This is a genomic window from Pedobacter sp. BG31, from assembly GCF_042464845.1.
Lineage (GTDB): Bacteria > Bacteroidota > Bacteroidia > Sphingobacteriales > Sphingobacteriaceae > Pedobacter > Pedobacter suwonensis.
The window spans coordinates 33,605-58,709 of record NZ_JBHNZK010000007.1 but is presented as its reverse complement, the minus strand read 5'-3'; the positions used below and the strand labels follow the sequence as shown (position 1 = coordinate 58,709).

At 38.9% G+C, this 25,105-nt stretch carries 25 protein-coding genes; all 25 read left to right on the top strand.

The annotated features are described in order from the left end of the window. Positions 1 to 38: 38 nt before the first annotated feature. The 25 genes from ACFE6N_RS10760 (at position 39) to ACFE6N_RS10640 (ending at position 25,098) form a co-directional block, all read left to right on the top strand. On the top strand, positions 39 to 1,133 hold the full coding sequence (locus tag ACFE6N_RS10760) for a Wzz/FepE/Etk N-terminal domain-containing protein (RefSeq protein WP_378936313.1): 1,095 nt from the start codon (positions 39 to 41) through the stop codon (positions 1,131 to 1,133). A gap of 5 nt (positions 1,134 to 1,138) precedes the next feature. Continuing rightward, positions 1,139 to 2,392: an O-antigen translocase gene (locus ACFE6N_RS10755; protein WP_145858740.1), complete on the top strand. Its 1,254-nt coding sequence runs from the start codon at positions 1,139 to 1,141 to the stop codon at positions 2,390 to 2,392. Between the two features lie 17 nt (positions 2,393 to 2,409). Then, a complete protein-coding gene (wecB, locus tag ACFE6N_RS10750) occupies positions 2,410 to 3,525 on the top strand; it encodes a non-hydrolyzing UDP-N-acetylglucosamine 2-epimerase (RefSeq protein WP_378936311.1) in 1,116 nt (371 codons plus the stop codon). A gap of 13 nt (positions 3,526 to 3,538) precedes the next feature. After that, positions 3,539 to 4,591, top strand: coding sequence for a hypothetical protein (locus ACFE6N_RS10745; protein WP_378936309.1), 1,053 nt, complete (start codon positions 3,539 to 3,541; stop codon positions 4,589 to 4,591). Between the two features lie 3 nt (positions 4,592 to 4,594). Next, entirely contained in the window at positions 4,595 to 5,653 is a 1,059-nt protein-coding gene (locus ACFE6N_RS10740) for an EpsG family protein (protein WP_145858745.1), read from the top strand. Continuing rightward, positions 5,653 to 6,555, top strand: a complete 903-nt coding sequence (locus tag ACFE6N_RS10735; RefSeq protein ID WP_145858749.1) for a glycosyltransferase family 2 protein — start codon at positions 5,653 to 5,655, stop codon at positions 6,553 to 6,555. Before ACFE6N_RS10740 ends, ACFE6N_RS10735 begins: the two co-directional genes overlap by 1 nt. 3 nt (positions 6,556 to 6,558) lie before the next feature. After that, positions 6,559 to 7,437, top strand: a complete 879-nt coding sequence (locus ACFE6N_RS10730; protein WP_145858752.1) for a glycosyltransferase family A protein — start codon at positions 6,559 to 6,561, stop codon at positions 7,435 to 7,437. Beyond that, the gene (locus ACFE6N_RS10725) at positions 7,424 to 8,698 is read left to right on the top strand and encodes a right-handed parallel beta-helix repeat-containing protein (protein ID WP_378936306.1); all 1,275 of its coding nucleotides are present in this window, start codon (positions 7,424 to 7,426) and stop codon (positions 8,696 to 8,698) included. The genes ACFE6N_RS10730 and ACFE6N_RS10725 overlap by 14 nt, the downstream gene beginning before the upstream one ends. A gap of 71 nt (positions 8,699 to 8,769) precedes the next feature. After that, positions 8,770 to 9,876 (top strand): glycosyltransferase family 4 protein, encoded by a 1,107-nt coding sequence (locus ACFE6N_RS10720; RefSeq protein ID WP_378936304.1) that lies wholly within the window; start codon positions 8,770 to 8,772, stop codon positions 9,874 to 9,876. Further along, positions 9,869 to 11,020, top strand: coding sequence for a glycosyltransferase family 4 protein (locus ACFE6N_RS10715; protein WP_378936302.1), 1,152 nt, complete (start codon positions 9,869 to 9,871; stop codon positions 11,018 to 11,020). Before ACFE6N_RS10720 ends, ACFE6N_RS10715 begins: the two co-directional genes overlap by 8 nt. Continuing rightward, a complete protein-coding gene (locus tag ACFE6N_RS10710) occupies positions 11,013 to 11,618 on the top strand; it encodes a sugar transferase (protein ID WP_145858762.1) in 606 nt (201 codons plus the stop codon). Before ACFE6N_RS10715 ends, ACFE6N_RS10710 begins: the two co-directional genes overlap by 8 nt. Before the next feature lie 3 nt (positions 11,619 to 11,621). Next, positions 11,622 to 12,260, top strand: a complete 639-nt coding sequence (locus ACFE6N_RS10705; protein ID WP_378936300.1) for a hypothetical protein — start codon at positions 11,622 to 11,624, stop codon at positions 12,258 to 12,260. Between the two features lie 13 nt (positions 12,261 to 12,273). Continuing rightward, complete coding sequence (locus ACFE6N_RS10700) at positions 12,274 to 12,504, top strand: acyl carrier protein (RefSeq protein WP_145858768.1); 231 nt, start codon at positions 12,274 to 12,276, stop codon at positions 12,502 to 12,504. Positions 12,505 to 12,509: 5 nt separating this feature from the next. Further along, complete coding sequence (locus ACFE6N_RS10695; RefSeq protein WP_145858772.1) at positions 12,510 to 13,565, top strand: ketoacyl-ACP synthase III; 1,056 nt, start codon at positions 12,510 to 12,512, stop codon at positions 13,563 to 13,565. Positions 13,566 to 13,571: 6 nt separating this feature from the next. After that, on the top strand, positions 13,572 to 14,666 hold the full coding sequence (locus ACFE6N_RS10690; RefSeq protein ID WP_378936297.1) for an aromatic ring-hydroxylating dioxygenase subunit alpha: 1,095 nt from the start codon (positions 13,572 to 13,574) through the stop codon (positions 14,664 to 14,666). Next, on the top strand, positions 14,666 to 15,415 hold the full coding sequence (locus ACFE6N_RS10685; protein ID WP_145858777.1) for an SDR family oxidoreductase: 750 nt from the start codon (positions 14,666 to 14,668) through the stop codon (positions 15,413 to 15,415). Before ACFE6N_RS10690 ends, ACFE6N_RS10685 begins: the two co-directional genes overlap by 1 nt. 1 nt (position 15,416) lies before the next feature. Next, entirely contained in the window at positions 15,417 to 16,427 is a 1,011-nt protein-coding gene (locus ACFE6N_RS10680; RefSeq protein WP_378936295.1) for a ketoacyl-ACP synthase III, read from the top strand. Positions 16,428 to 16,437: 10 nt separating this feature from the next. Beyond that, positions 16,438 to 17,565 carry a DegT/DnrJ/EryC1/StrS family aminotransferase gene (locus ACFE6N_RS10675; RefSeq protein ID WP_378936293.1) on the top strand — a complete coding sequence of 376 codons (1,128 nt, stop codon included), beginning with the start codon at positions 16,438 to 16,440 and terminating at the stop codon, positions 17,563 to 17,565. Positions 17,566 to 17,721: 156 nt separating this feature from the next. After that, positions 17,722 to 18,540 (top strand): glycosyltransferase family 2 protein, encoded by an 819-nt coding sequence (locus ACFE6N_RS10670; RefSeq protein ID WP_378936291.1) that lies wholly within the window; start codon positions 17,722 to 17,724, stop codon positions 18,538 to 18,540. After that, entirely contained in the window at positions 18,537 to 20,039 is a 1,503-nt protein-coding gene (locus tag ACFE6N_RS10665) for a lipid II flippase MurJ (protein WP_378936289.1), read from the top strand. Before ACFE6N_RS10670 ends, ACFE6N_RS10665 begins: the two co-directional genes overlap by 4 nt. Positions 20,040 to 20,059: 20 nt before the next feature. Further along, positions 20,060 to 20,947, top strand: a complete 888-nt coding sequence (locus ACFE6N_RS10660; RefSeq protein WP_378936287.1) for a glycosyltransferase family 2 protein — start codon at positions 20,060 to 20,062, stop codon at positions 20,945 to 20,947. Positions 20,948 to 20,957: 10 nt separating this feature from the next. Then, on the top strand, positions 20,958 to 22,097 hold the full coding sequence (locus ACFE6N_RS10655; protein ID WP_378936285.1) for a glycosyltransferase family 4 protein: 1,140 nt from the start codon (positions 20,958 to 20,960) through the stop codon (positions 22,095 to 22,097). Then, positions 22,094 to 23,152 (top strand): glycosyltransferase, encoded by a 1,059-nt coding sequence (locus tag ACFE6N_RS10650; protein ID WP_378936283.1) that lies wholly within the window; start codon positions 22,094 to 22,096, stop codon positions 23,150 to 23,152. The genes ACFE6N_RS10655 and ACFE6N_RS10650 overlap by 4 nt, the downstream gene beginning before the upstream one ends. A 21-nt stretch (positions 23,153 to 23,173) precedes the next feature. Further along, complete coding sequence (locus tag ACFE6N_RS10645; RefSeq protein ID WP_145858793.1) at positions 23,174 to 24,229, top strand: MraY family glycosyltransferase; 1,056 nt, start codon at positions 23,174 to 23,176, stop codon at positions 24,227 to 24,229. Between the two features lie 47 nt (positions 24,230 to 24,276). Then, on the top strand, positions 24,277 to 25,098 hold the full coding sequence (locus ACFE6N_RS10640; protein WP_378936280.1) for a 2OG-Fe(II) oxygenase: 822 nt from the start codon (positions 24,277 to 24,279) through the stop codon (positions 25,096 to 25,098). The last annotated feature ends 7 nt before the right edge of the window (positions 25,099 to 25,105 follow it).

Genomic DNA, 25,105 nt, shown 5'->3' with positions numbered 1-25,105 from the left:
TGCTTTAAGGGTAAAATATCTATCATATTAAAATTACAATGGCAGTTAGCAATCTGAAAACCGATAATGAAGATAAAGTTACTATCACTGGGATTCTTCTCAGAATTGTTGAATGGTATCAATACTTAAAGTCCAAATGGTTATTAATATTTCTTTTCGGTTTTCTGGGAGCACTCATCGGTGTGGGCTACGCGTTTCTTAAAAAACCGGTCTACACGGCAACGACAACTTTTGTGCTTGAGGAGGGCGAAAAATCCGGTGGATTTGGGGGGCTGGGAGGACTTGCGTCAATGGCTGGGATCGATCTCGGTAGTGGAGGAGGTGGGATATTTCAAGGTGAGAACATACTGGCGCTCTACAAATCTAGAACTATGCTGGAAAAAACACTGTTGAGCCGGGTCATCATAAGCGGAAAACCACAACTGTTAGTAGAAAGATATATAGAAGCCAATAAATTAAGGGAAACATGGAAAAAAAATCCCGGGCTTTTAGCTATAGACTTCAACAGGGTGGATACATTGAGGTCCGCTTCAGAGATCAGGCTCAAAGATAGTCTAATGAGTACTATCGTTGCAGATATAAACATGGCCTATTTGACTATATTCAAACCAGATAAAAAACTCAATACCTTACAAGTTGACGTTAAGGCGAAAGATGAGGTATTTGCGAAACTCTTTAATGAACGTCTGGTTAAAAATGTAAATGATTTCTACATATCAACCATTACAAAAAAATCAGTTAGAAATATCAGTATACTTCAGCATAAAACCGACTCAGTCAGGGCTGTAATGAACGGCGCAATATTTTCGTCGGCAGCTGTAGCAGACGCCACCCCTAATTTAAATCCTACAAGGCAGATCCGCAGAGTTGTTCCCATGCAGCAGTCACAGTTTACTGCAGAAACTAACAAAGCTGTGCTAAGCACGCTATTGCAGAATCTGGAACTTGCGAAGATGTCTTTGTTAAAAGAGCAGCCCTTGATACAGGTAATTGACGAACCAATTTACCCTCTTTATAAAAAACGGACGAGTAAAACGATATTTTTGGTATTGGGTGGGATTTTGGGTGCCTTAGCTACAACAATAGTTCTAATCGGTAAAAGAGTGATCCGTAATTTGACAGCAGACGCCTGATCAATATGAAGCTAATTAAAACTTCCATATTCTCTGGGATAATCACTTTTATAAAGATTGGCTCTGGCTTTGTAGCTTCCAAGGTTATCGCAATGATTACCGGCCCCACAGGTGTCGCTATCTTGGGTCAGTTTGTCAGTTTTCTTGCAGTCATCCTCACCGTAGCTAATGGGGCGATCAGTAATGGAGTAGTAAAATATACGGCGGAATATGAAAATGATCCAGAACGGCTCAAAATCATCTTCAGTACAGCATTTAAAATTTCAGTTTATTCTGCACTTTCCTGTGGGATTATTGTCGGATTGTTTGCCACATTTTTCTCTAAATGGATTCTTTATAGTGATGACTATGCTAATGTTTTTAGGGCTCTTGCGCTTACCTTGGTTTTTTTTTCGGTAAATACCCTCATCATTTCAATACTTAATGGTAAGAAAGAGATTAGGATATATACTTTTGTAAATACCGCAGGTGCATTGTTTGGGCTGCTTGTTACTGTCGTTTTCGTTTATTTTTTTAAAATAAGCGGTGCACTTTACGCAATGGTTGTAGGCCAGACACTAGTCTTTCTCTTAAGTATATTCTTCATCCGAAAAGTAGATTGGTTTAAATTATCCTTTTTTACCGCGAGCTTTGATATGTTCTTTGCAAAGAAGCTGGCTGGTTATGGACTGATTGCCTTGGTTTCAGCGCTTACCGTACCGGTTTCGCAAATTCTCCTCCGTAACATCATAATAGATAAGCTGGGAATTGCTAGTGCTGGTTATTGGCAGGGGATGATGAGGGTTTCTGATGGCTACCTATTAATGATTACCACCTCGATCAATATCTACTACCTTCCAAAACTCTCTTCTCTCAAGACAGATGCGGAAATCAGGAAGGAGATAAAATATGGCTTCAAGATCATTGTTCCTTTCACAATGCTTGGGTGTGCTATGATATATTTCCTGCGTTTTTTTATCATTAGAACGTTATATACTCCCGAGTTTTTAGCAATGGAGCATTTGTTTTTATTTCAGTTGCTTGGCGATGTAATGAAAGTCGCCTCCTTAATGCTCGGTTACCTATTGATTGCTAAGTCAATGTTAAAGACAGCAATGTTCACTGAAACTATTTTTTCAATATTGTGGGTTGTATTAGGATACTTTTTTATAACTTATTTCGGATTGCAAGGGATATCGATTGCATTTTTTATCAACTACGTTATTTACTTTTTGATGATGGTTTTTCTATTTAGAAAACTCTTTTTTCCGTCCTCTTAATAATTTTATAATCGAAAATGAAAAACATTTTATTAATTTTTGGAACTCGGCCAGAGGCAATTAAGATGGCGCCCCTGGTCAAGGTTTTAAAAAGTGATGGTTTAAGTTTCTGCACCAAGGTCTGCGTAACGGCCCAGCATAGGGAGATGTTAGATCAGGTACTGGATTTCTTTGAGGTCGTGCCAGACTTCGATCTGAATCTTATGAGACCAGGACAAAATCTTTTCCAGTTAACCGCTGACCTGATAACGGGGTTAAAACCTGTAATGGAAAATTTCAAGCCAGATTATGTTTTGGTACATGGGGATACCACTACATCTATGGTCTCTGCTTTAGCTGCATTCTATAGTGGAGCTAAAGTATGTCACGTAGAGGCCGGCTTACGCACGCATGATAAATGGTCGCCTTTTCCCGAAGAGATAAATCGCCAGCTTACCGGCCGCTTAGCAGATATACATTTCGCGCCTACTGAGGTTTCCCAACAAAATTTGCTTGATGAAGGATGTAAAAAAGATTCAATAAAGGTTGTGGGAAATACTGTTATTGATGCGCTCCTTTGGGCCGTTGATAAATTAAAAGACTATACGGACAATGAAATAGATTCTCTTAAGAAAATTTTATCGGTAGAGAAAAAGGTGATTTTAGTAACAGGCCATAGGCGCGAAAATTTTGGGGAAGGATTTATTAATATCTGTAAGGCAATCAAAAAATTATCGTCAAGGCCTGATGTTCAGATCATTTATCCTGTGCATCTGAATCCAAATGTACAAGGGCCGGTACATGAAATCCTCAAAGACATTCCGAACGTCAAATTGATCAGTCCGCTTGGATATCCTGCATTTGTTTGGCTAATGGAAAAAAGCTATTTGATACTCACCGACAGTGGGGGGGTTCAGGAGGAAGCACCCAGTTTGGGAAAGCCCGTACTGGTAATGAGAGATAATACTGAAAGGCCAGAAGCTTTGCAGGCAGGTACGGTTAAGTTGGTGGGAACCGTCAAGGAGCAGATTACCGGGGCTGCATTTCAGCTGCTTGATGATCAGCATGAGTATTCTTTGATGAGTAAGGCACATAATCCTTATGGTGACGGCAAAAGCTCAATACGGATTTTAGAAGTATTGAAGAATGGATAGGTCAATTCTATTTATGGCAGAATACCCAAATCAGGAAACTGCCAAAGAGGGGATGTCTCAGCGTATGATTGCTGTGGATCGACAGTTTGCCGATGATAAGCGCGCTTATCTTTTTGTCTCGCACCGGCTTTATGCGAAAAAAGAACAAAAGGAGATTTTCCCAGGTGTTATACAATATAGATGTAATCTTTTTGTCCACTTTTTCTTTATTTTACGTCTTTTCAGGAGCAGCAAACTAATCTATTTTCATTCAATCCAAAATGCCCTGCCGATCCTGCCAATACTATTGATTCTTACCCAGTCAAAATACATTCTTGATGTTCATGGCATTGTGCCTGAGGAGCACCTCTTAGCCGGTTATGCAAGCAAGTCAAAATTGTATGCCTTAACAGAACGTGTGTTGTTTAAAAGGCTTTTTTTAGCCATTTCTGTTACGGAATCCATGGCAAATCATTTTAAGAAAAAGTATCTTGGTTTGAACTACAAGAATCTGATCTACCCAATTATGCCCAACAATATCCAAAATGGTGTCAATCAGCAACCTATTGAGGAGTCAGATATGATAAATGTAGTATATAGCGGCAATCTACAGAAATGGCAAAATGTTGATCTGATGTTGGATATAATCGCTGATAATTTAAGCCCAAAAATCACGTATACCCTGCTTACGGGCAGCCCTGAAGAAATGAAAGCCAAAGCTGCTTCCAAAGGATTAGATGAGAAAAAGAATGTTTTCATCTATTCCGTAGCACCCGATGAGCTGGTCGGATATTATAACCGCGCTAATTACGGATTTATTCTAAGAGATGATATCCCTGTCAATAATGTAGCCTGCCCGACCAAGCTCGTTGAATATATGTACTACGGGATCGTACCGATAGTTAAATCGCCGAATATAGGCGATTTTGGAGCTTATGGTTTTGAATATCTTAAGGTAAATGATTTTTCATTAAATGCGCTTAAAGCGGTCAAAAGTAAAAAAAACAAGTCAATAATATCAGAAATGCTGGTCAATAGCCAGGAGACTGATATTAGGGAGTATTTAGTTAGTTTAGAACAACTGTAGCAGATGTTGATATATTATATGATCTTTTCAGTAGCTTTTACTTGCACAATCTTCGATTATGTGCAGGGTAAGCTTCTCAAATCGATTATATTTTTGCTTTTTTGTTCGATAGTGATCTGCTTCCCTGCATTTCGTACAGTTGGTGTAGATAACGATAGTATTAACTATGTCGAAATATTTAATTCAACGATAAACTATTCCTTATCAGATATCCTTGCCGGTAACTACTGGGAGAATACTGAAAGAGGGTACATGTTGCTGAACAAAGTGATTTCAATGGCCGGTGGGGACATAAATTGGGTGTTTTTTATTATGGCCGTTGCTACAGGTCTTTTCACTTATTCTTTTATCTATAAAGTAAGCCCCTTGCCCTTCACTTCAGTTTTATTTTATCTGAGTTTCTTCTATCTATATCGGGATTTTACCCAAATAAGATATGCATTAAGTGCTTCTATAGCATTTTATGCGATATATTTTTTAGCAAATAGACGATTCATACTGTTTTTGTTAAGTTTCATATTTGCCATGCTGTTCCATAATGCATCAGTGGTAATTTTATTAATTGCCCCATTTGTATTTTTGGTTAAAAACAAATATGTTTACCTGATCATGCCTGTTTTTTGTACGATTGGATTGTTTGTGAATTTTTTCCCTTTGCTTCTTTCCCTCGCAGGTGTACCTCAATACATGTCCGTATATCTGGAGGAATCAGGGGGAGCTGGGTTGGTCGTTACGGTTTTTGGTTTAGCTATTATGGCGATCTATACGCTGTTTTACAAGCGTTTGCAGGACAATGATCTTGATCTCTCATTCTATTACAGGGTTTTTGCTCTGGGAGTGTCTCTGAATATGCTTTTTTTTCAGTCTCCTATATTTCAGCGGTTTACCTATCTGTTGTTTCAGTTCGGTGTGATACTTTTACCTACTATGCTTGCGCAATTACAGAAAGGGAAAGATAAGTACTATTTTGTCCTCTTGCATTTTTTGTTTCTTTGCTTCCTTTTATATTATTCATATAAGCTGATAGACCCTCATTTGATAAGACCTTATTTTGAAATATAATGAAGAGAGTAGATATCTTAATGGCAACATATAACGGTGCAAAATATATTGAAGAACAAATTCTATCGTTGATAAACCAGTCCTATCAAGATTGGACCCTGCTTATCCATGATGACGGTTCCCAAGATGGGACAGTCGATATTCTTGAGATGTTTGTGCAGAAGGACAATCGTATAAATTTTATCCAGGATGGTATCAGATGCGGTGGAGCTGCAAATAATTTTATTCATCTTTTCAAATATTCTACCGCCGATATGATCATTTTCTGCGATCAAGATGACATTTGGCTAGAACTCAAACTTGAAAAACTGGTTGCTCTGATTGCAGACGAGGAAATGCCCTGTGCAGGCTATTGTAATGCGTTTGCTTATCGCGAAGGTAGAGTAACGGCTGAAAAAGTGAATCTGTTTGATAGGCATGATCTGAGGGATAGTTTGTTCTTAAATAGCGGTGCACAAGGTTCTTCTTTGATTTTCAATAGGGCTCTCTTAAACGAGATTATCGATCCTCCCCAGTATGTTTTCATGCATGATCATCTTGTTACCATTGCAGCAGTAACATTCGGGAAGCTTAAGTGCTTGGATGAATCGCTAATGTTGTATAGGCAACATGATAACAATGTCACTGGTAATGTTTCGGTCAAATATACCTCGAGAATCCGGACATTTTTGGATCGAAACAATCCGGTCTTGGATAGAAAACATTATCAGGCTAACTTATCTTTTTTTGATCATTATTCGGATAAAATGCCCAAAGAATCACATAGGCTGTTCAAAGCTTATCTGGAATTTCCAAAATTGGATTTGGCAGGTAGGATCATGACAATCATTCGTAACTCCTTTAGAATAGGATCGAATAGTTGGGTTCTTTTGACCAAGACGATAATTAGAAAACCAATTTAATTGATGGTAACAATATTTACTCCTACCTATAATCGGGCGAAACTTTTGCCGCGGCTCTTTGAAAGTTTGAAGAATCAGTCAGTTTCAACCTTTGAATGGATTGTTGTGGATGACGGGAGTACGGATGAAACTCAGGCATTTTTCGAGAGTATCCAATCATCAAAACTTCCTTTTAAATTGAAGTATGAGAAGCAGGAAAATGCCGGCAAACACATTGCGATCAACAGAGGTGTTCAGCTTGCGGAGACAGATATTTTTTTTATTGTGGATAGTGACGATTTTCTGGTACCTGACACGGTGGAGGTAATTAAAAAGGAATGGCTAAGGATTGATCGGGACGATTCCTTTGCAGGAATAGCGTTCAATAGATGTTTTCCCTCTGGTGAGGCTATAGGCGCTCCACAATATGAAGAGCTTAACTGCAGTCCGTTGGAATTCCGATATAAATACAAGGAGATTGGAGATAAAGCAGAAATTATACGGACCTCACTATTTAAAAAGTATCCATTTCCGCTCACGAAAGGTGAAAAGTTCTGCCCGGAAGCACTCTTTTTTAACCGTTTGAAAGATTTCAATTTGATGTATCTCAACATGAACAAATATGTATGCGATTATCAGCCAGATGGACTAACCGCTAAAATATTTTCAATAAGAATGAAAAGCCCTGTGAATACCTGCTTATGCTATGCTGAACTCGCCTCAATGCCAATCCCTCTTTTCCAAAAGTTTCGAGCACTGGTTAATTTTTACAGGTTTAAAAGGTATACTGGAAAAAGCTTAAGTTTAGACAAAACATTGCTTTTAATGAAACCTTTCGCAAAAGTGGCAGCTTCTGTGATCTATGAACTAAAAGATAAAAAATCTGTAAATGTTGAACTTTAATTTCAGCCGAAATAAAATATACCTGCTGTTATTCTTAATACTTTATATTAGTACCGGATGTGCACAACAATCAAGTACTAAGGTTCTCAATGTTAAAGATTATGGGGCCAAGGGAGATGGTAAAAGTGAAGATTATGCAGCTATACAGAAATGCCTAACAGAGGCTAAAAAATTTTCTAAAGTAAAGGTAATTGTTCCGTTTGGAACTTATAAGATTGGAAAAATGCTTGTGATGGATTTTCTTAGAGGAGACGTGAGCATCCTGGGACGGCAAAAGGGAGGGCTAAACCCAACCTTTTTATCACAATCGCAAGATCATATGTTTGTGGTGGTTGGATATCTATTTAATGAGTCTTCAGGAAATTTCCGGATTTCCAATTTAAACCTAGTCGGTAACAATACCCCGTTTAATGCACAGCACCCCAAGATTAATCAACTTAAATGGTCTGCTGGTTTAGCAATTTTCGATAAACGAGAAGCATATATTGACAATGTTACGATCAGGGATTTTTATGGCGAGGGAATTTACATCAGTACAACAAAACAGGAGGGCATTGCTGCAACTTCATGTTTTCAACGTGTGGAGATTTCCAATTCAAAGATTATCAACGTTTGGGGTTTCAATCCCAAAACTGATAATTATGGGGATGGTATTTATGTTTCCAATGCACGCTCAGGTATAATAAAAAACAATTTTGTAGAAAATAATACCCAAAAAACGCGTCAGCTTGGCCGTGCTGGCATTGTTATTGAGTATATGTGTCGCAGTTTAACTTTACAGAATAATAAGGTAATTGAGGGATATGATCGTGCATTACATGTTGAACAGACCGATGGTGGTCACAAAATATTTAATAATACATTCAATGGTAGCGATCTGGGGATGATACTTTCTGAAGATAATGCCCGGGGTGAGTACCAATCTGTATACATTGAAGGCAACTCATTCTCAAATAAAAATTTTAAAAAAAATGTGGGTCTTAGAAAAAGCTTTGCAAAGGATAGCCCTCAAGACAGGGCACTGATGTATATCACCACCAAAAATATATCCCCTACAAAAGGGATATTTATAAATGGTAATATATTCGAGATAGACGGAAATTTCACCTATGATTCTAATGCTATAATTAACAACCGCTCAGATAATTTAACACTCTCTAACAATATCATCAAAGTTATCAATACATCAAAAAAACTTTTTCTTAAGAATTTCTCAAACATTTCGAGGGGGAATGACTGGTCTAAACCTGATTATAGATAGTTTGCTTGTGAAACATATTCGTGAATTATATTCTTAGATGATAAATAGATTACCCTTATAATGATTCCGCAATGAAAGTGCTTCACATCATAAATTCACTCTATATCGGAGGGGCAGAAAAACTCATTGTGGATGCTTTGCCCATTTTTAAAGAAAAAGGCATTGAGATTTCCCTTTTAACTATTGGGTCGAGTAGAACATTTTTGGATGAGACGGTTAATCGCTATGGCATACCTTTCCATAGTTTAAATTCCCATAATGTTTACAACCCTTTAAATGCAATAAGACTGATGCGGTATCTCAAAGACTATGATCTTATCCATGTCCACCTGTTCCCGGCACAATATTGGGTTGCCATGGCGTCCTTTCTCAAACAATCAAGCGTTCCTTTAGTTTTTACAGAACATAACACTGAAAATCGCAGGTGGAACAATAGCGTGTTCAAACTTCCGGAGAAATTTGTATATAATCGCTATAATACTATCGTCTGTATAACCGAACAGGTTAAGGCTGCTCTAATTAAACATTTGCCACAGCTAAAGGGGAAAGCGATTACCATAGAGAATGGCATTGATATTTCCGTCTATACTAATGCGGATACTGCTGACCGGAAACTTTTCCCTGGGATTGAACAAAGAGATTATCTTATCTTAATGGTTGCGGCCTTTCGAGCACAAAAGGATCATGATACATTAATAAGAGCTGCAAAGATGTTGCCTAACCATGTTAAAATACTTTTTGTAGGTACAGGAGAACGGCTGAGTTTGTGTAAAGATATGGTAAGAGCGGAAGGGTTGGAAAATAGAATTTTATTCCTAGGTAATCGGAGTGATGTTCCAAGTCTCTTAAAGATGGTCGATCTTTCAGTGTTGAGTTCCCATTGGGAGGGCTTTGGTTTGTTTGCCGCAGAAAGTATGGCTGCAGGCGTACCGGTTTTAGCGTCAAAAGTCGCAGGATTGGCTGAAGTAGTAGAAGATGACAGCCTTCTATTTGATCCTGGGAATGAAGAGGAGCTGAGCAGAAAGATTTTGCAATTAATCACAAACAAGTCTTTTTTTGAGCAGGTAAAGAACCGAGCAGCACTTCGGGTAAAGGTTTACGATATTTCAAGGATGGTTGACCGCGAAATTAAATTATATGAAGAGATATTAAATAGAAAAAAGATTGGCAATGCATAAAATAGTAAGAACCTCGACGATACCAGCATCGTTAGCCGTCCTACTTAACGGCCAGTTAAAATTTCTAAACGAACATTTTGAGGTCGTTGCTTTGTCAGGAGAAGGTCCTGACTTAGACAGAGTGCAATCAAGAGAGGGTGTTCGTGTAATTAGTGTTAATATGGAGCGAAAAATATCTCCCTTCAAAGATTTAATTTCTTTAATTAATCTCTATCGTGTTTTACTGAAGGAAAAACCTTTGATCGTACATTCAATAACACCTAAAGCCGGTCTTTTAACTATGGCAGCAGGGTATTTTGCTGGAATCCCTATTCGCATGCATACATTCACAGGGCTGATCTTTCCTACTCGAAAAGGAAAAATGCAAAAACTTCTTATAGCCATGGATCGGCTTTTGTGCAAATTCGCAACTCACATCTATCCGGAAGGGCAAGGGGTAATGAATGATTTGCGCAGGTTCAATATTACGACCAAGCCTTTGAGTGTAATTGGAAATGGAAATGTTAATGGAATCGATGAGAATTATTTCGATCCAGCCATGATAGGCAATGCCCAAAAGGAAGCGTTGCGCTCTAAATTGGGCATTGGATCAGATGACTTTGTTTTTGTTTTTGTAGGCCGTCTGGTTGGTGATAAAGGTATAAATGAATTGATAATTGCGTTTCAGCAGTTTTCCAAGGATACGCCCAATGCCAGGCTTTTGTTAGTTGGTGAACCCGAGCCTTTGCTCGATCCGCTGCGTAAGGAAACCATTCAGGAGATCGAGATGAACCACTTGATAATCTGTGTAGGATTTCAAGATGACGTCCGACCCTATTATGCTATTTCTCAGGTACTAATTCTTCCGAGCTGGCGCGAGGGATTCCCCAATGTTGTACTTCAGGGCGGAGCAATGGGCCTTCCTTGCATTGTTACCGATATTAATGGTAGTAATGAAATTATCAGCAATAATGAGAATGGACTAATTGTGGAAGTAAATGATCCGATTGGCTTGAAGAGGGCAATGGACATGTTTATAAATGATCAGAATTTTTATCAAAAAGCAGCATCAAAGGCACGGATTAACATTGTTGAAAATTACCGACGAGATTTAGTTTGGAATGCTTTATTGAATGAATATAATTTATTGATTGAAAATGTATAAAACTATAATAAAAAGGGTGTTAGATTTTTTAATTTCAGTTGTAGCTTTCGCGCTTCTTTCGCCTATTTTTTTAATTGTAACGATACTTCTTCTTTTTGCTAACAATGGTAAGCCCTTCTTTTTTCAGGTAAGGCCAGGCAAAAACGAAAAGCTGTTCAGGATTATCAAATTCAAAACAATGAACGACAGGTTAGATATCAAGGGACAACTATTACCAGACCATTTACGGCTTACTGCCGTTGGCAGATTTGTTAGAAACAGTTCTCTTGATGAGCTGCCGCAATTGCTGAATGTGATCATCGGCGACATGAGCCTAATTGGTCCCAGACCCCTTTTACCGCAATATCTACCGCTTTATAGTGAGGACCAAAAAAAAAGACATGCTGTGCGTCCGGGTATAACAGGTTGGGCGCAGGTCAACGGAAGGAATGCGATCTCTTGGAAAGAAAAATTCTTACTTGATTGCTATTATGTAGATCACATCTCTTTTGGTTTAGATTTACATATTCTTTACCTTACTTTTGTCAAGGTTTTCAAAAGGGAGGGTGTGAATGCGTCCGAGAACACCACTATGGAAGCTTTTAACGGAAATAACTGATCAATGAGAAATATTATAATTTATGGTGCCGGGGGATTTGGGCGAGAGGTACACGTACTTTTGAAGCAAATTAATTTACATGAGCCGACTTTCAATATCCTGGGGTTTGTTGATGATAATCCAGCTTTGGGAGAAGGTGAGGTTAATGGTTTGCCTGTTTTAGGAAACATTGAGTATTTAAAAGGCTATGAAAGGCAGGTGGAGGTTGTCGTAGCATTGGTTCACCTGACCAAGAACCAGCTTGTTGACAAGCTAAAGTCAAACCCCAATCTCATTTTTCCAAATGTTATTCATCCTGGTATTTACTGGGATGATACCAATCAAATCGGAGAAGGCAATGTATTATGTCATGGTATGAATCTAACCTGCAATATAAAGATCGGAAATTTTAATGTCTTCAATGGAAGAGTTGGTCTCGGTCACGATGTCTCCCTTGGAAGCTATAATCTGTTCGGCCCCAATTCATTCATTGCAGGTACCGTTACTATAGGAGATTTTAATATCTTTGCAATGAACTCTTCAGTTATACAGCAGAAAAAAGTTGGAGATTTTAACAAAATAAATTTAAATTCTGTCATAATCAGAAATACTGGAAACCATGGTGTATACTTTGGTGTTCCTGCAACAAAACAATCATTTTAATAAAAAATGCACTATGGATATTAACGATTTTATAAAAAACTTTGCAGACCAATTTGATGAAACGCCTTTAGAACAATTTTCATCATCTACCAACTTTAGAGATCTTGACGAATGGGATTCATTGACCTCATTATCTATTATCGCGATGGTAGATGAGGAATATGGTGTTAAACTGACAGGTGAGGACTTCAGGAATTCAAATACAATTGAAGACATTTTCAATTTAGTGAGTTCTAGGGTATAACTATTATGGCCTGTTTTACAATACCCAATGTTAAATTAGTCGGAATCTCAGCCTGCGTTCCTGAAAAGGTGATTTCCAATCTGGATCACCCCTATTTTTCAACTGAGCAGATGACTCCCTTTGTCAATAGTACCGGAGTGAATCAAAGGTATATTGCAACAGAAGAACAAACAACTGCCGATCTGTGCTACAAAGCTGCAGAAGATCTGATAGCAAAGTTAGGTTGGGAAAAGTCTGAAATTGATTTACTGATATTGGTCACCCAAACTGCCGACTATAAACTACCTGTTACATCCGCTATACTTCAGGATCGGTTAAATTTGCCAACAACTTGTCTAGCTATGGACATTCCCCTGGGGTGTTCTGGATATGTCTATGGTGTATCCACCATTGCATCTTTAATTAATGCTGGTGCGGCACGCAAAGGGTTGCTCCTTGTTGGCGAAACGAACTCAAAAGTAGTTTCTCCGTTTGATAAAAGTACTGAGCCACTTTTTGGTGATGCAGGAACAGCATCAGCATTTGAGTTTGATGCCAATGCTGTCCCAATACCTTTTTCTTTAGGTACTGATGGTAGTGGTTATAAGGCGATTATCATCCCTGCCGGAGGAGCAAGGACTAAAACTGATGAAACATCACTAAAATTTGAGCAAGTAGAAGATGGGATAAACAGGAACCAATGTTCGCTTGTAATGGATGGAATGGATGTGTTTTCTTTCGGAATTTCAAGAGCGCCATCGGCAGTCAGGGAATTATTGGAATATACGAATAAGGAAACCGAAGAGATTGATTATTTTGTTTTTCACCAGGCTAATCTTTTTATGAATAAAAAGATCGTAAAAAAACTGAAGATACCAGAAGAAAAGGTTCCGTATACTTTAGATAAGTATGGGAATACGAGCTCAGCAACCATTCCTCTTACAATTGTCTCTGAATTGAAGGATAAACTTTCTTCCGGAAGGCATCAGACGCTTTGCTGCGGTTTCGGAGTTGGGCTATCTTGGGGTACAATGGTATTGAATACAGAAAATCTTATTGTAACAGATATTACCCAAATTTAAATTGATATGCTGAAAAAGTCATATTATTATTCTGAGGATCATCTGCAGATAGAAAATGAAAAGATATTCTCCAATACATGGATATTTGCATGTTTAACTGAGGAAATCAAAGTAAATAGCGATTTTGTAACCTTGGAGATTGGTGGCAATCCGATAGTAATTCAAAATTTCAAGGGCGAACTCAGGGCATTCCAGAATATTTGTACGCATCGTTTCAATAAGATTCAAACACAGGAGTTTGGCCGCAGGGCTTTAACATGCGGGTATCACTGCTGGTCTTTTGATAAGGAAGGCGCTCCATCGTTTATGCCTAAAAAGGAAACTTTTAGTGCCTTTAAGGGAATACAAGCAATTCCCAGTGAATTTTGTTTAAAAAAATACCAGGTTGAAGTGTGCGGGCATTTTGTGTTTGTCCTTCTCAATGAAAACCAGACTATTGATCTTAGGTCACACCTGGGTGAATTTTATAATAAGCTGGAAGAACTTTCCGCTAATATCGGCAGCCGTACCCACATAGCTGATCTACCGCACAAAGCGAACTGGAAAATGCTAATTGAAAACGTACTCGAATGTTACCATTGCTCGGTTGTTCATAAAGAAACTATATATGGAAAATTAGGTATAGGGGGGCTCGCAATTTCTGATATTGAGCACTATCAAGCTCATTCAAGTTGCCACTTTCCAAAGACGGTAAAAAAAATAGACGCTAAAAAAAACAAAATCCTTGCTTTTTTAGAGGATAGAGCATACAAACATCAGTCTTTCTATCACTTATTTATCTTTCCCAATCTGGTTATTTCTTCCACGGAGGGAGCCAGTTTTTACGTTGGCCAGTTATTTCCGTTAACAGCTACCGAAACCAATTTAAAAATCAGATTTTTAGAGCCGAACATCAGTTATGACAGTGTTAATCCGAGCCTGAGGGCTGCATTAGCTGATGAATCCGTAAGGCTGGGCATCGAAATTCTACAAGAGGATAGACAGATACTGGAAAATATCCAAAAAGGTATTAGCCATTCAAGTAGTCCAGGTATAATAAGTGATGAGGAAGTTAGAATACAATATTTTTTTGACGCATATAACAAAGCGATAGCAGAGTAATGGAAGATATTTTCTCTTTACAAGGTTTGAGGATTCTAGTGACCGGAGGGTCTTCTGGGATAGGTTATCAAACATGTAAAACAATTGCCCAAATGGGTGCCACAGTCATTGCCTCAGGCAGAAATGAGGATAATTTAAGGAAACTTATTGGTGAGCTTAAAGCGGGTGACCATAGTTATATCCGAGCTGATATCACACAGGCTTCAGACCGAAGCAAGATTCTGGACTCTATTCCTTCAATTGATGGGTTTGTACATTCTGCCGGAGTGGTGATGCTTGCACCATTGAAGTTTATCAAAGAGGAAACCATGGATACAATCTACAATGTAAATTATAAGTCGGTCGTATTGTTACTTCAAGGTATGGTGAAAGCCAAAAAGATTAACAAAGGTGCCTCTTTAGTATTGGTTTCTTCGGTGGCGGGATTATTTGGAATGAAGGGAAATGGAATGTATGCCGGAACGAAAGGCGCATTGATTTCTGCAACAAAGGTTTTTGCAAATGAGCTTGCGGCTCAAAAGATCAGAGTAAACTGCATTGCGCCGGGAATGGTGAGAACAGCGATCACAGAAGAGACGATCAATACCCTATCTGCAGAAGTTGTTGCTATGGACGAAGCTAAATATCCGCTAGGTTATGGTGAGCCAGAGGATGTGGCAAGCCCCATCGCGTTTCTGTTATCCCCGGCAAGTAAATGGATTACAGGTCAAACCATTGTTCTTGACGGTGGCAGAACAGCCATAATTTAATATGATGAAAGCATACTTGAAGGCCATTTCCTACTATTTGCCACCTCAGGGTTTAGGTAACGAAAAAATCAATGAAATGTTTCCTGAATGGTCGGCAGACAAGATATCATCTAAGACTGGAATATATAACAGATATATAGCAGATGAAACCACCTTTTCGTCTGATTTGGGTGTTTATGCAGCCAAGAAATTATTTGCAGAACACCAGATCTCACCGGGTGAGATAGATTATATACTATTCTGTACCCAGAGCCCCGACTATTTTTTGCCTACAACGGCGTGTCTTGTTCAGGAAAGACTAGGCATTCCGATCAGCGCTGGTGCACTTGATTTTAATTTGGGATGCTCCGGATACATATACGGTTTGAGTTTAGCGAAAGGTTTGATTTCCTCAGGAGATGCATCAAATGTATTGCTTATCACCGCAGAAACATATAGCAAGTTTATTCATCCAAGGGATAAGAGTAACAGGACTATTTTTGGTGATGCCGCATCTGCTACGTTAATCTCCGCTACTGAAGGCTTAGCTGAAATTGGAAAAACTGTTGTTGGCACCGATGGCAGTGGAGCGGAAAATCTAATTGTTAAAAGAGGAGGAATGCGGTTTCCAAAGGATACAGACGAAAAAGTATCTGTGGATGAATACGGGAATTCCCGTAACGAGAATTACTTGCTGATGAATGGATCTGAAATCTTCAATTTCACCTCTGAAATGGTGCCTGGTCTGGTAGATAATACCATTTCGAAAAATCAGCTTACAAAAGATGAAGTTGATCTGTTTGTTTTTCATCAGGCGAATAAATTTATGCTGAATCACCTGAGAAAGAAAATTTCAATTCCAGAGGAGAAGTTCTTTTACTTTTTACAGCATTGTGGAAATACCGTTTCCTCAACCATTCCGATTGCGCTTTACCATGCAATTAAGGAAAACAAGTTTTTAGGAAATGTTTTATTGGCTGGTTTCGGAGTAGGTTACTCTTGGGGCGCTACTGTTTTGACTGTTACTAAATGATCTAGATAAATTGAAAAATAAGATATGGTTATCCTCTCCACACATGGGGGGACGTGAACAAAGTTATATAAATGAGGCGTTCTCTGAAAATTGGATTGCTCCCCTAGGCCCGAATGTTGATGGATTTGAAGCAGACCTGCAAGCTTATGTAGGAGTAAAGTATGCTGCAGCATTAAGCTCAGGTACAGCCGCTATACATCTTGCTTTAATCCTGCTGGGAGTAGGATATGGCGATGAAGTTATTTGTCAAAGTCTAACTTTTTCGGCCTCAGCCAATCCAATTGTTTATTGTGGAGCAGATCCTGTATTTGTAGATAGCGAGCCAGAAACCTGGAACATGAGCCCTGAGTATTTGGAAGAAGCAATAAAAGATAGAGTCGCCAAAGGAAAAACAGTAAAAGCAATTATCGTCGTTCATCTCTATGGCATGCCAGCAAAGATGTCTGAGCTAACTAAGATTGCTGACAAATACAATATTGCTATTATTGAAGATGCAGCAGAGGGCTTAGGATCTAAATATAAGGGCAAACCTCTTGGTTCTTACGGGGATTTTGGCGTTCTTTCATTCAATGGAAACAAGATCATCACCACCAGTGGAGGTGGCGCATTATTGGGTAATAATGAAAATGCCATTAAAAAAGCAAGATTCCTTGCTACCCAGGCCAGAGATGATGCACCTCATTATGAACATAGTCAGATTGGTTACAACTATAGAATGAGTAATATTGCGGCAGGTATTGGAAGAGGACAGATGGAGGTACTTGATGATAGGATCAGTCAGCGGCGGGCTAACTTTAAATATTATGTTGATCATCTCAAAGATATTCCAGCAATAAGCTTTCTGGAAGAACCTTCCGGTTTTTATTCCAACAGGTGGTTAACCTGTATTTTGATTGATCCATCTCAAGGCGTTAGTCCGGAGATGATCAGGGTAGCATTAACCAATGAAAATATTGAGTGCCGTCCCCTTTGGAAACCGATGCACATGCAGCCGGTTTTTAGTAAATATTCTTTTTATGGCAACGGGACTGCGCAAGGTCTGTTTGAAAAAGGTCTGTGCCTTCCCTCCGGATCAAATCTTTCTAAAGCTGATCTTGATAGGGTGATTACATCCATTCGTGAAGCGTTTCAAGTATAAGAAAGTTTTTGAAATAATAGCATGTATCTACTAAATATCCGGCAAGGTATTCTCATGTGTTATTAAAAACTGCTTGTCGCTGTTTTTTAAGAGATTGTAATAGATGAAAGATATGGCCTGTTCTTGAAATAGTTGGATGTTTATGTAGATTTGTAAATGAGCATAGCCATTTCAATTGTATTGTATGATAACGGTGATGAACTTATTGAGGCCATCGAATCGGTACTTGCGATAGAGGCTGATTTTCAACTATATTTAATTGATAACTCTAAAACAAACGTACTCAAAAAATATGCTGTCGATCCGCGTATTACCTACATCTTTAATGCTACAAACCTTGGCTACGGCGCCGCGCATAATATTGCCTTGAGAAAATCCATTGAGCAACGCATCAAATATCATTTAATCATGAATCCCGATGTCAGTTTTGAGAAGGGAACAATGGAGAAAATAACGGGTTTTATGGATGATCATCCGGATATCGGGGCGCTGATGCCAAAAATCTACTATCCACAAGGGCATCTTCAGCGGCTTTGTAAGTTGCTGCCCACCCCTTTTGACCTGATCGGAAGAAGGTTTTTGAGTAATACCCAATGGGCTGCACATCAGAATGCAAAATACGAACTTGATCAATTCGGTTATAATAAGATACTAAACACACCCGTTTTATCCGGGTGCTTTATGTTTTTAAGAACTGCTGCACTGGAGAAAACAGGTTTGTTTGATGAGCGTTTTTTTATGTATCTTGAGGACTATGACCTGGCAAGAAGGATCAATCGGTTTTACCGGACTGTTTTTTTTCCGGGTGTCAGCATTGTGCATGGTTTTAAGAAAGGTTCCTATCAGGATCCAAAATTATTAAGGTTTCATATACAGTCTGCCGTCCGTTACTTCAATAAATGGGGCTGGTTCTTTGACCAGGAAAGACAGCGGTTAAATGACAATGTTTTAAAACAGATTTCAGCACCATATTGAGAAAACAGGCGAGCTTTATATTTGGCATCCGTGTAGTCAGACTGGCTTTTGCCATTCTGAACCTTTCTTTTTCTGCAAGGTATTTTGGCGTCAGCCTCCAGCGCGATGTCTGGCTCCTGGCCTTAAATGCTATTGTTATACTGGATATTGCCGTTTGGGCCCCGTTGAATGATACGTTCAGAGCTAAGTTTTTATTCATTAAAGCAAAGGATGGGGAAGCGAAGGCATTACTGCATACCAGGTCATTATTGTTGGTTATTAACCTGATTACCTGTGTACTTGTTGTGTTAATTATGCTTTTTCCCGGGGTAATAGGCCAGCTTCTTGCTCCGGATTATGGAGAGCATGAGCAAATCACGTTAAAGTTTATGATCCGCATAGTAGCGCCGTCTTTTCTGATTAATCAAATCACAAAAATCCTGATCAGTATTCTCAATACCTATAATTCATTTATCATTCCAGAGATTACCGGATTCATTACACAGGTATTTACGCTGGTGGTCATCATTACCCTGGCCCCATCAATAGGTATTATTTCTTTAGCCATTTCCTATTATGCTGGTTTAATACTTTTACTCATCATGCTGCTTGTGCAGTTAAAAAAACGAAATATAAACCTGTTCGCAGGAATTTTTTCGGCAAATCTCCGTATAGCCTTACCCTTTTTCGCCTTTTCCCTCCCTTTTTTCTTACCTCATTTTACTTCTCAGATTAATGTGATTGCAGAGAAATCCTTAGCTACATCTGCTGCTATCGGTTCAGTTTCCATTTTAGATTATGCGCGGAAGTTTTCCGATATTCCTCTGGATGTACTCATTGGTATTCTGGTTTCACTCCTGGTGCCTGTGCTTAGCCTTAAATTCTCCACCGGAATGATGAAGGATTTTTTTGAAGCCTTCAAAAAGATTTATCAGTTTGGCTTCCTCATTCTGGCCCTGATTATCGGGTTGTTTACAGGCTGTTCAGGCGCTATTGTAGATTTTTTGTATAAGAAAGGAAATATCAGTGCGCTGTCGCTATCCAAAATCAGCGAATTAACAATGGGCTATAGCTGGGCGGCTTTCGGGATTTTTTTGTACCATATTTATGGTTTGTCTCTCCTCTCCTCTGGCAAAGGAAAGCTATTTGCCGTTTACGGTACGATGGCTCAGCTGGTGATGATTGGCATGAATTTTTATTTTTTTAAAGATTACAGCCTCTATATTTTTCCTTTTTCACTGGGGAGTTCCCACCTGATTGCGGCCATCGTTATGGCCTTTTACTTTCCGGTCAGAAACAACGGTTTATTAATCATTACCGTTAAATATAGTTTAGTGGTTTTAGTAACTGGTTTTTTGATGTACCTCCTGCATATTTATCTAAGTGATTTCGGAACGCCAATCTTGGTCATCATTTTTAATGTTATCGCGTTAAAACTTATCTTAGTAGCTATGATATTTATTGCCCGGTTAGAGGAACGCACTATTATTCTAAAATATCTGAAAAAAATTGTTCCCTAGCCTGTTGAACGCCTTAAACTATGGATCTTTCCTTTATTATCATCAATTACAACACAACGGCTCTTACTTTAGCTTGTATAGGATCGGTTTACCGGTTTACAAAAGATAATACATTTGAGGTTATACTTATTGATAATGCTTCTGCCGACCGATCGATTCTTGAGGTGAAGGCTTTATATCCGGATGTGATCTTTCTGGAGTTATCAGAAAATGTTGGTTTTGGAGGTGCGAATAACCTGGGGATTGCACATGCAAATGGTAAATACCTTTTTTTGCTCAATTCTGATACCCTTCTCACCAGTGATGCCGCAAGTGTCTTTTTTAAATTTATGGAAGAAGAAAGGCATAAGCAGGTGGGCTGCTGTGGTGCTGCTTTAATTGATGGCGATGGCCATGATCAGATTTCGTATGGCAACTTTCCATCCTTAAAAGAAGCTTTTTCTGCTTTAGGCTTCTTGAGGTTGTATCCCGGTTATTATAGAACAAAACTGAGCAGTGGGGTAAAGAACCACTCTGAAGAGACCAGGACTGTGGATTACATCTGTGGTGCAGATATGTTCCTGCGAAAGACTGTTTTGGAGACAACAGGTTGTTTTGATCCGGATTTTTTTCTTTATTTTGAAGAGGTTGAACTCTCGTTGAGAATAAAAAAAGCAGGCTATCTTTCCGTAATCTTACCAAAAGTGAAAATTATACACTATGAAAGTGCATCCTTGGGAGGTAGCCTGCTGAATATTCAAAAAGCAAAATACCTGGCCAGGAGCAGGTATCTTTATTTTAAAAAAAGCCGTGGTATGCTTTCCGCTATGCTGATTAACAAAGTATATGCCTTGCAGGCACTTGTATTTTTTATAGTAAAGCAAAAACTGTCGTATCTGAAAATAGCAGGCATTCTGTTTAGGGCTTAACAACGTTACCATGAAAAAAATACTATTGGTCTGTACAGTTCCGGCGCTTGAGTCTTATAATATAGGGATCGTGAGTGCAGCCCTTGCTGATAAAAATATGGGTTTTTATGCGGTTGTTTTTTTAAATGGTCAGGATAAGCGGAGCAATGCGGAATTGATGGCAGACTATGCTGTTGCTATGGATCGGCGTAACAGGATAAAATTTTACCACCTGCATAAGAATAAGGTGATCAGAATTCTTTCTAGTGGTAGATACCTGGACCTTGTTGCGGAGTTTGCCTGCAGGGAGCTCATTTCCAAAATTCATTTTATATCACAGGATGTGATGCTTTCTGCTCATCTTGCTAAATTCAAAAACTTCGAATTGTACTATACCGTCCATGATTTTGTAGCACATCCGGCAAAACTCAACCTGCTTCAGCGGGCCAAACACTATTATTTCAGGATCAGGAAAGACAAATTGTTAATTAAACAGATCAATAACCTGGTTACCAATAGCCGCTCTCAGCATCAGGCTTTGCTAGCGCATTATCCGGCAAAAAAAATATCATGGCACCGAATGCCGGGTATGGTCACCAGGAAAATCCTAAATGGAAATCAGGACATTCCCGAACTTAAGGATGTGAAAGACTATGTCCTTTTTTTTGGAAGGATTGAGGTGTACAAAGGAGTCGAAACTTTATATCACCTATTTTTAACCCGATCTGAATTACGCGGAACAAACCTCGTTATTGCCGGTAAGGGGGATGTTTATTTTAAACGCAACCCGGAAAAGGAAGATCATATTATATTCCTCAACCGGTTCATTGCCGAAGAAGAGGTAGCTGCTTTATTCAGAAAAGCAAAATTCCTGGTTCTCCCCTATCTGAGTGCCACACAATCTGCAATCAGTTCGATCAGCTATCATTTTAGAAAACCGGTTATTGCCTCATGCGTTGAAGGCCTTGCCGAAAGCGTGGATCATGAACGGACAGGGCTTTTATATTCGATTAAAGAACCTGATCAACTATTAGCTGCTATTTTGAGGTTATGTTCTGATGTGTCATTAATTGAAAATATCTCTGAAAATTTAAATAACGGCAATCAGCTATATGATGTATGTAAGTTGCAGGAGGAGCTGGCCCTGGTTTATCAAAATAATGCGTTATGAGAGTTGCGTTTTTAATTACCTCACTTGCCAATAAGGGTCCGGTGATTATGTTGCGTGCATTGGTACGGCATCTGGTGCAGTATGCAGGCTATCATTGCAAGGTTTATTATTTTGATGACCTGATCGATCTGGAATTTGATTGTGAGGTAAAACAAATCAGTTTTTTTGATCCCATTGAATTTCACTCTTTTGATATCATCCATTCACACCTGTTCAGGCCCGATCTATATTGTTTGTTTCACCATCAAAAAATAAAAAAATCTAATATAAAACTGGTGTCTACAATTCACACGGCCATTTATGATGATCTGGCATTTACCTATGGAAGATTTACAGCGAATCTTCTCATCCCTGCCTGGAAGTTGGCCTGGAAAAAAATGGATCATGTGGTGGTGTTGACCCAGGCTGCAAAAGATTACTACCGCAAAACTAAATTCAAGTCGCTGAGTGTAATCAGTAATGGAATAAATATTCCCTCGCCCGCAGAAAAAATTCCCGAAGCAGATCTTGCGGAACTGCTTGCGTTTAAAAGAAATCATATCCTTTTAGGTACAGTCTGTAGTATGGATAAGAGAAAAGGGCTGGAGCAAATAATCAAATTGCTGGCCATTAAACAGGAGTATGCTTTTCTTGTTATCGGTGATGGTATGGAAAAGGCAGGTTTAATGGAACTGGCCATAGCATATAAGGTTTCTGACCGGTTTAAAATCATGGGCTTTAGAGCAGACGGCTATCGTTACATCCCCCATTTTGATATGTATGTTTTACCTTCCAGATCAGAAGGAATGCCATTGGCATTGCTCGAAGTAATGGCTTTAAACGTTCCTGTGGTTTGTTCAGCTATTCCTTCGCTGGCAGAACAGTTTGGGGAAGATTTTTTTTATTATTTTAAACTTGATGATATCGCTGAGTTGAAACTTGCATGTGAATCAGCAGAAAAAGATGCAGGGTTTAGAAGCGGGATGTCGCTTAAATTTTATAGCATTAACTTCACAGGTGAAAAAATGGGTACAAATTATTCGAATTTATACAACTCTCTGCTTAATATACCTTAATTTGCAGATAAATAGTCTTTAATGCGTTGTTTTTTTATATTCCTGAGTAGTTTTTTGGTTGTATTTACCATTATTCCCCCGCTTATCAAGGTAACAGGCAGAAGCAGATTGTTTGATGCACCTTCCGAACTGAGAAAGATTCATACCAGTGCTGTACCAAATGCAGGTGGAATCGCCATTTTTATTGGGTTCTTGTTTTCCTGTTTGATATTTATACCATTAAATCTGTTGCCTCAGGCCAATGTTTTGATGGCCTCAGCTATGCTTATCTTTATAATGGGCCTAAAAGATGATATCGATAGCCTCGAACCTTATAAAAAGTTTGTGGCCCAGTTTGCGGCAGCGCTCATGATCGTGTTTTTGGCTGATATCCGGATTACCAGTCTATACGGAACATTTGGAATCAATGAATTGTCTTATCAGGTTAGTGCGGGATTAACTGTTTTTTCATTTGTGGGGGTGGTAAATGCCTATAACCTAATTGATGGTATTGATGGTCTTGCCAGTTCCTTAGGCATATTACTCTGTACACTGTATGCCTATCTTTTTTTTCAGGTAGAACAGCTTGGCTATGCTTATCTTGCAGCCTCTTTTGCAGGTGCATTAATTGGCTTTCTCTTTTTTAATTTTTCGCCGGCAAAATTATTTCTGGGCGATTCCGGTTCTTTATTACTGGGTTTTATAGCCGCCATTCTTAGTATTAAAGTATTAAATACAGATCTTGCCGGGCGTTTTGTTTCAGTGGAACCGCATATAGCGTCTATCCCGGGTTTAGTGGCCGCGATATTAATTATCCCTGTTTTCGATACATTGAGGGTTTTTACGATACGTATCCGAAAGGGATTATCGCCGTTTACAGCAGACAGTAACCATTTACATCACCGCCTGCTTTCATTAGGACTTAATCATATGCAGGCCACTGCGATTTTACTGCTAATCAATCTGCTATTTATTATTTTAGCCTTTTTGCTACAGGAATTGGGGAACAACCTGCTTATCATCGTGATTGCTCTTATCATGCTGATCATCAACAGTCTGTTGTCACTAATGATTTATCGTGCAAAAAAAAATATTTAGTGCTATGGTTTCTTGTCTATCGGTAACAAAAAATGAGTTAAAAGAATATGGGTTTTTTAAATGCCAGAACAGATCTTTTGCAATGGGCAAAAGCAAATAAGGCTGCTTATCAGCGTGCCCTTCCTTTTCCAAATATCGTTTTTACTGATTTCTTTGATGAAGAAATGCTCAGTCATGTATTGCGTGAATTTCCGGATCTGGCGAAAGCAAAAGAAGTTCAGCATTACGATAATCATAACGAGAAAAAATACCAGGCAAAAGGAGAAGCTGTATTTGGCGACACCATGAGGCAGCTTATGCATTATTTGAATTCACAGCCCATGCTTGAATTTTTACAAGAGCTCACCGGGATCAAAGAGGTTTTATTACCAGACCCTTATTTTGTTGGCGGCGGATGTCATGAAATCAAACCCGGCGGGCTGTTAAAAGTACATGCAGATTTTAATAAACACGAGCTTACCGGATTGGACCGGAGGATTAATTTATTGATTTATTTAAATAAAGACTGGGAAGAATCTTTTGGGGGGCATTTTGAGTTATGGAACCAGGAGATGACACAGGCGGAAAAACGTGTTTTGCCGGTTTTTAATACCGTAGCAATTTTTTCTACAACTTCCTTTGCTTACCATGGCCATCCCAATCCCTTAACATGCCCGCCCCACCGCAGCCGCAAATCACTTGCGCTATATTACTATACAAATGGCCGACCAGCGGAAGAGGTAAATCCGGATATTAAAGCGCATAGCACTATTTTTGTAGGCAGAAAGGATATCGCTGATGACGTAAAAAAAATAAAAAGACCCTTTAAAACCATTTTATTAGACTATATTCCTCCAATTGTTGTTAAATTGATGAAAAAAACACGGTAACTACCTA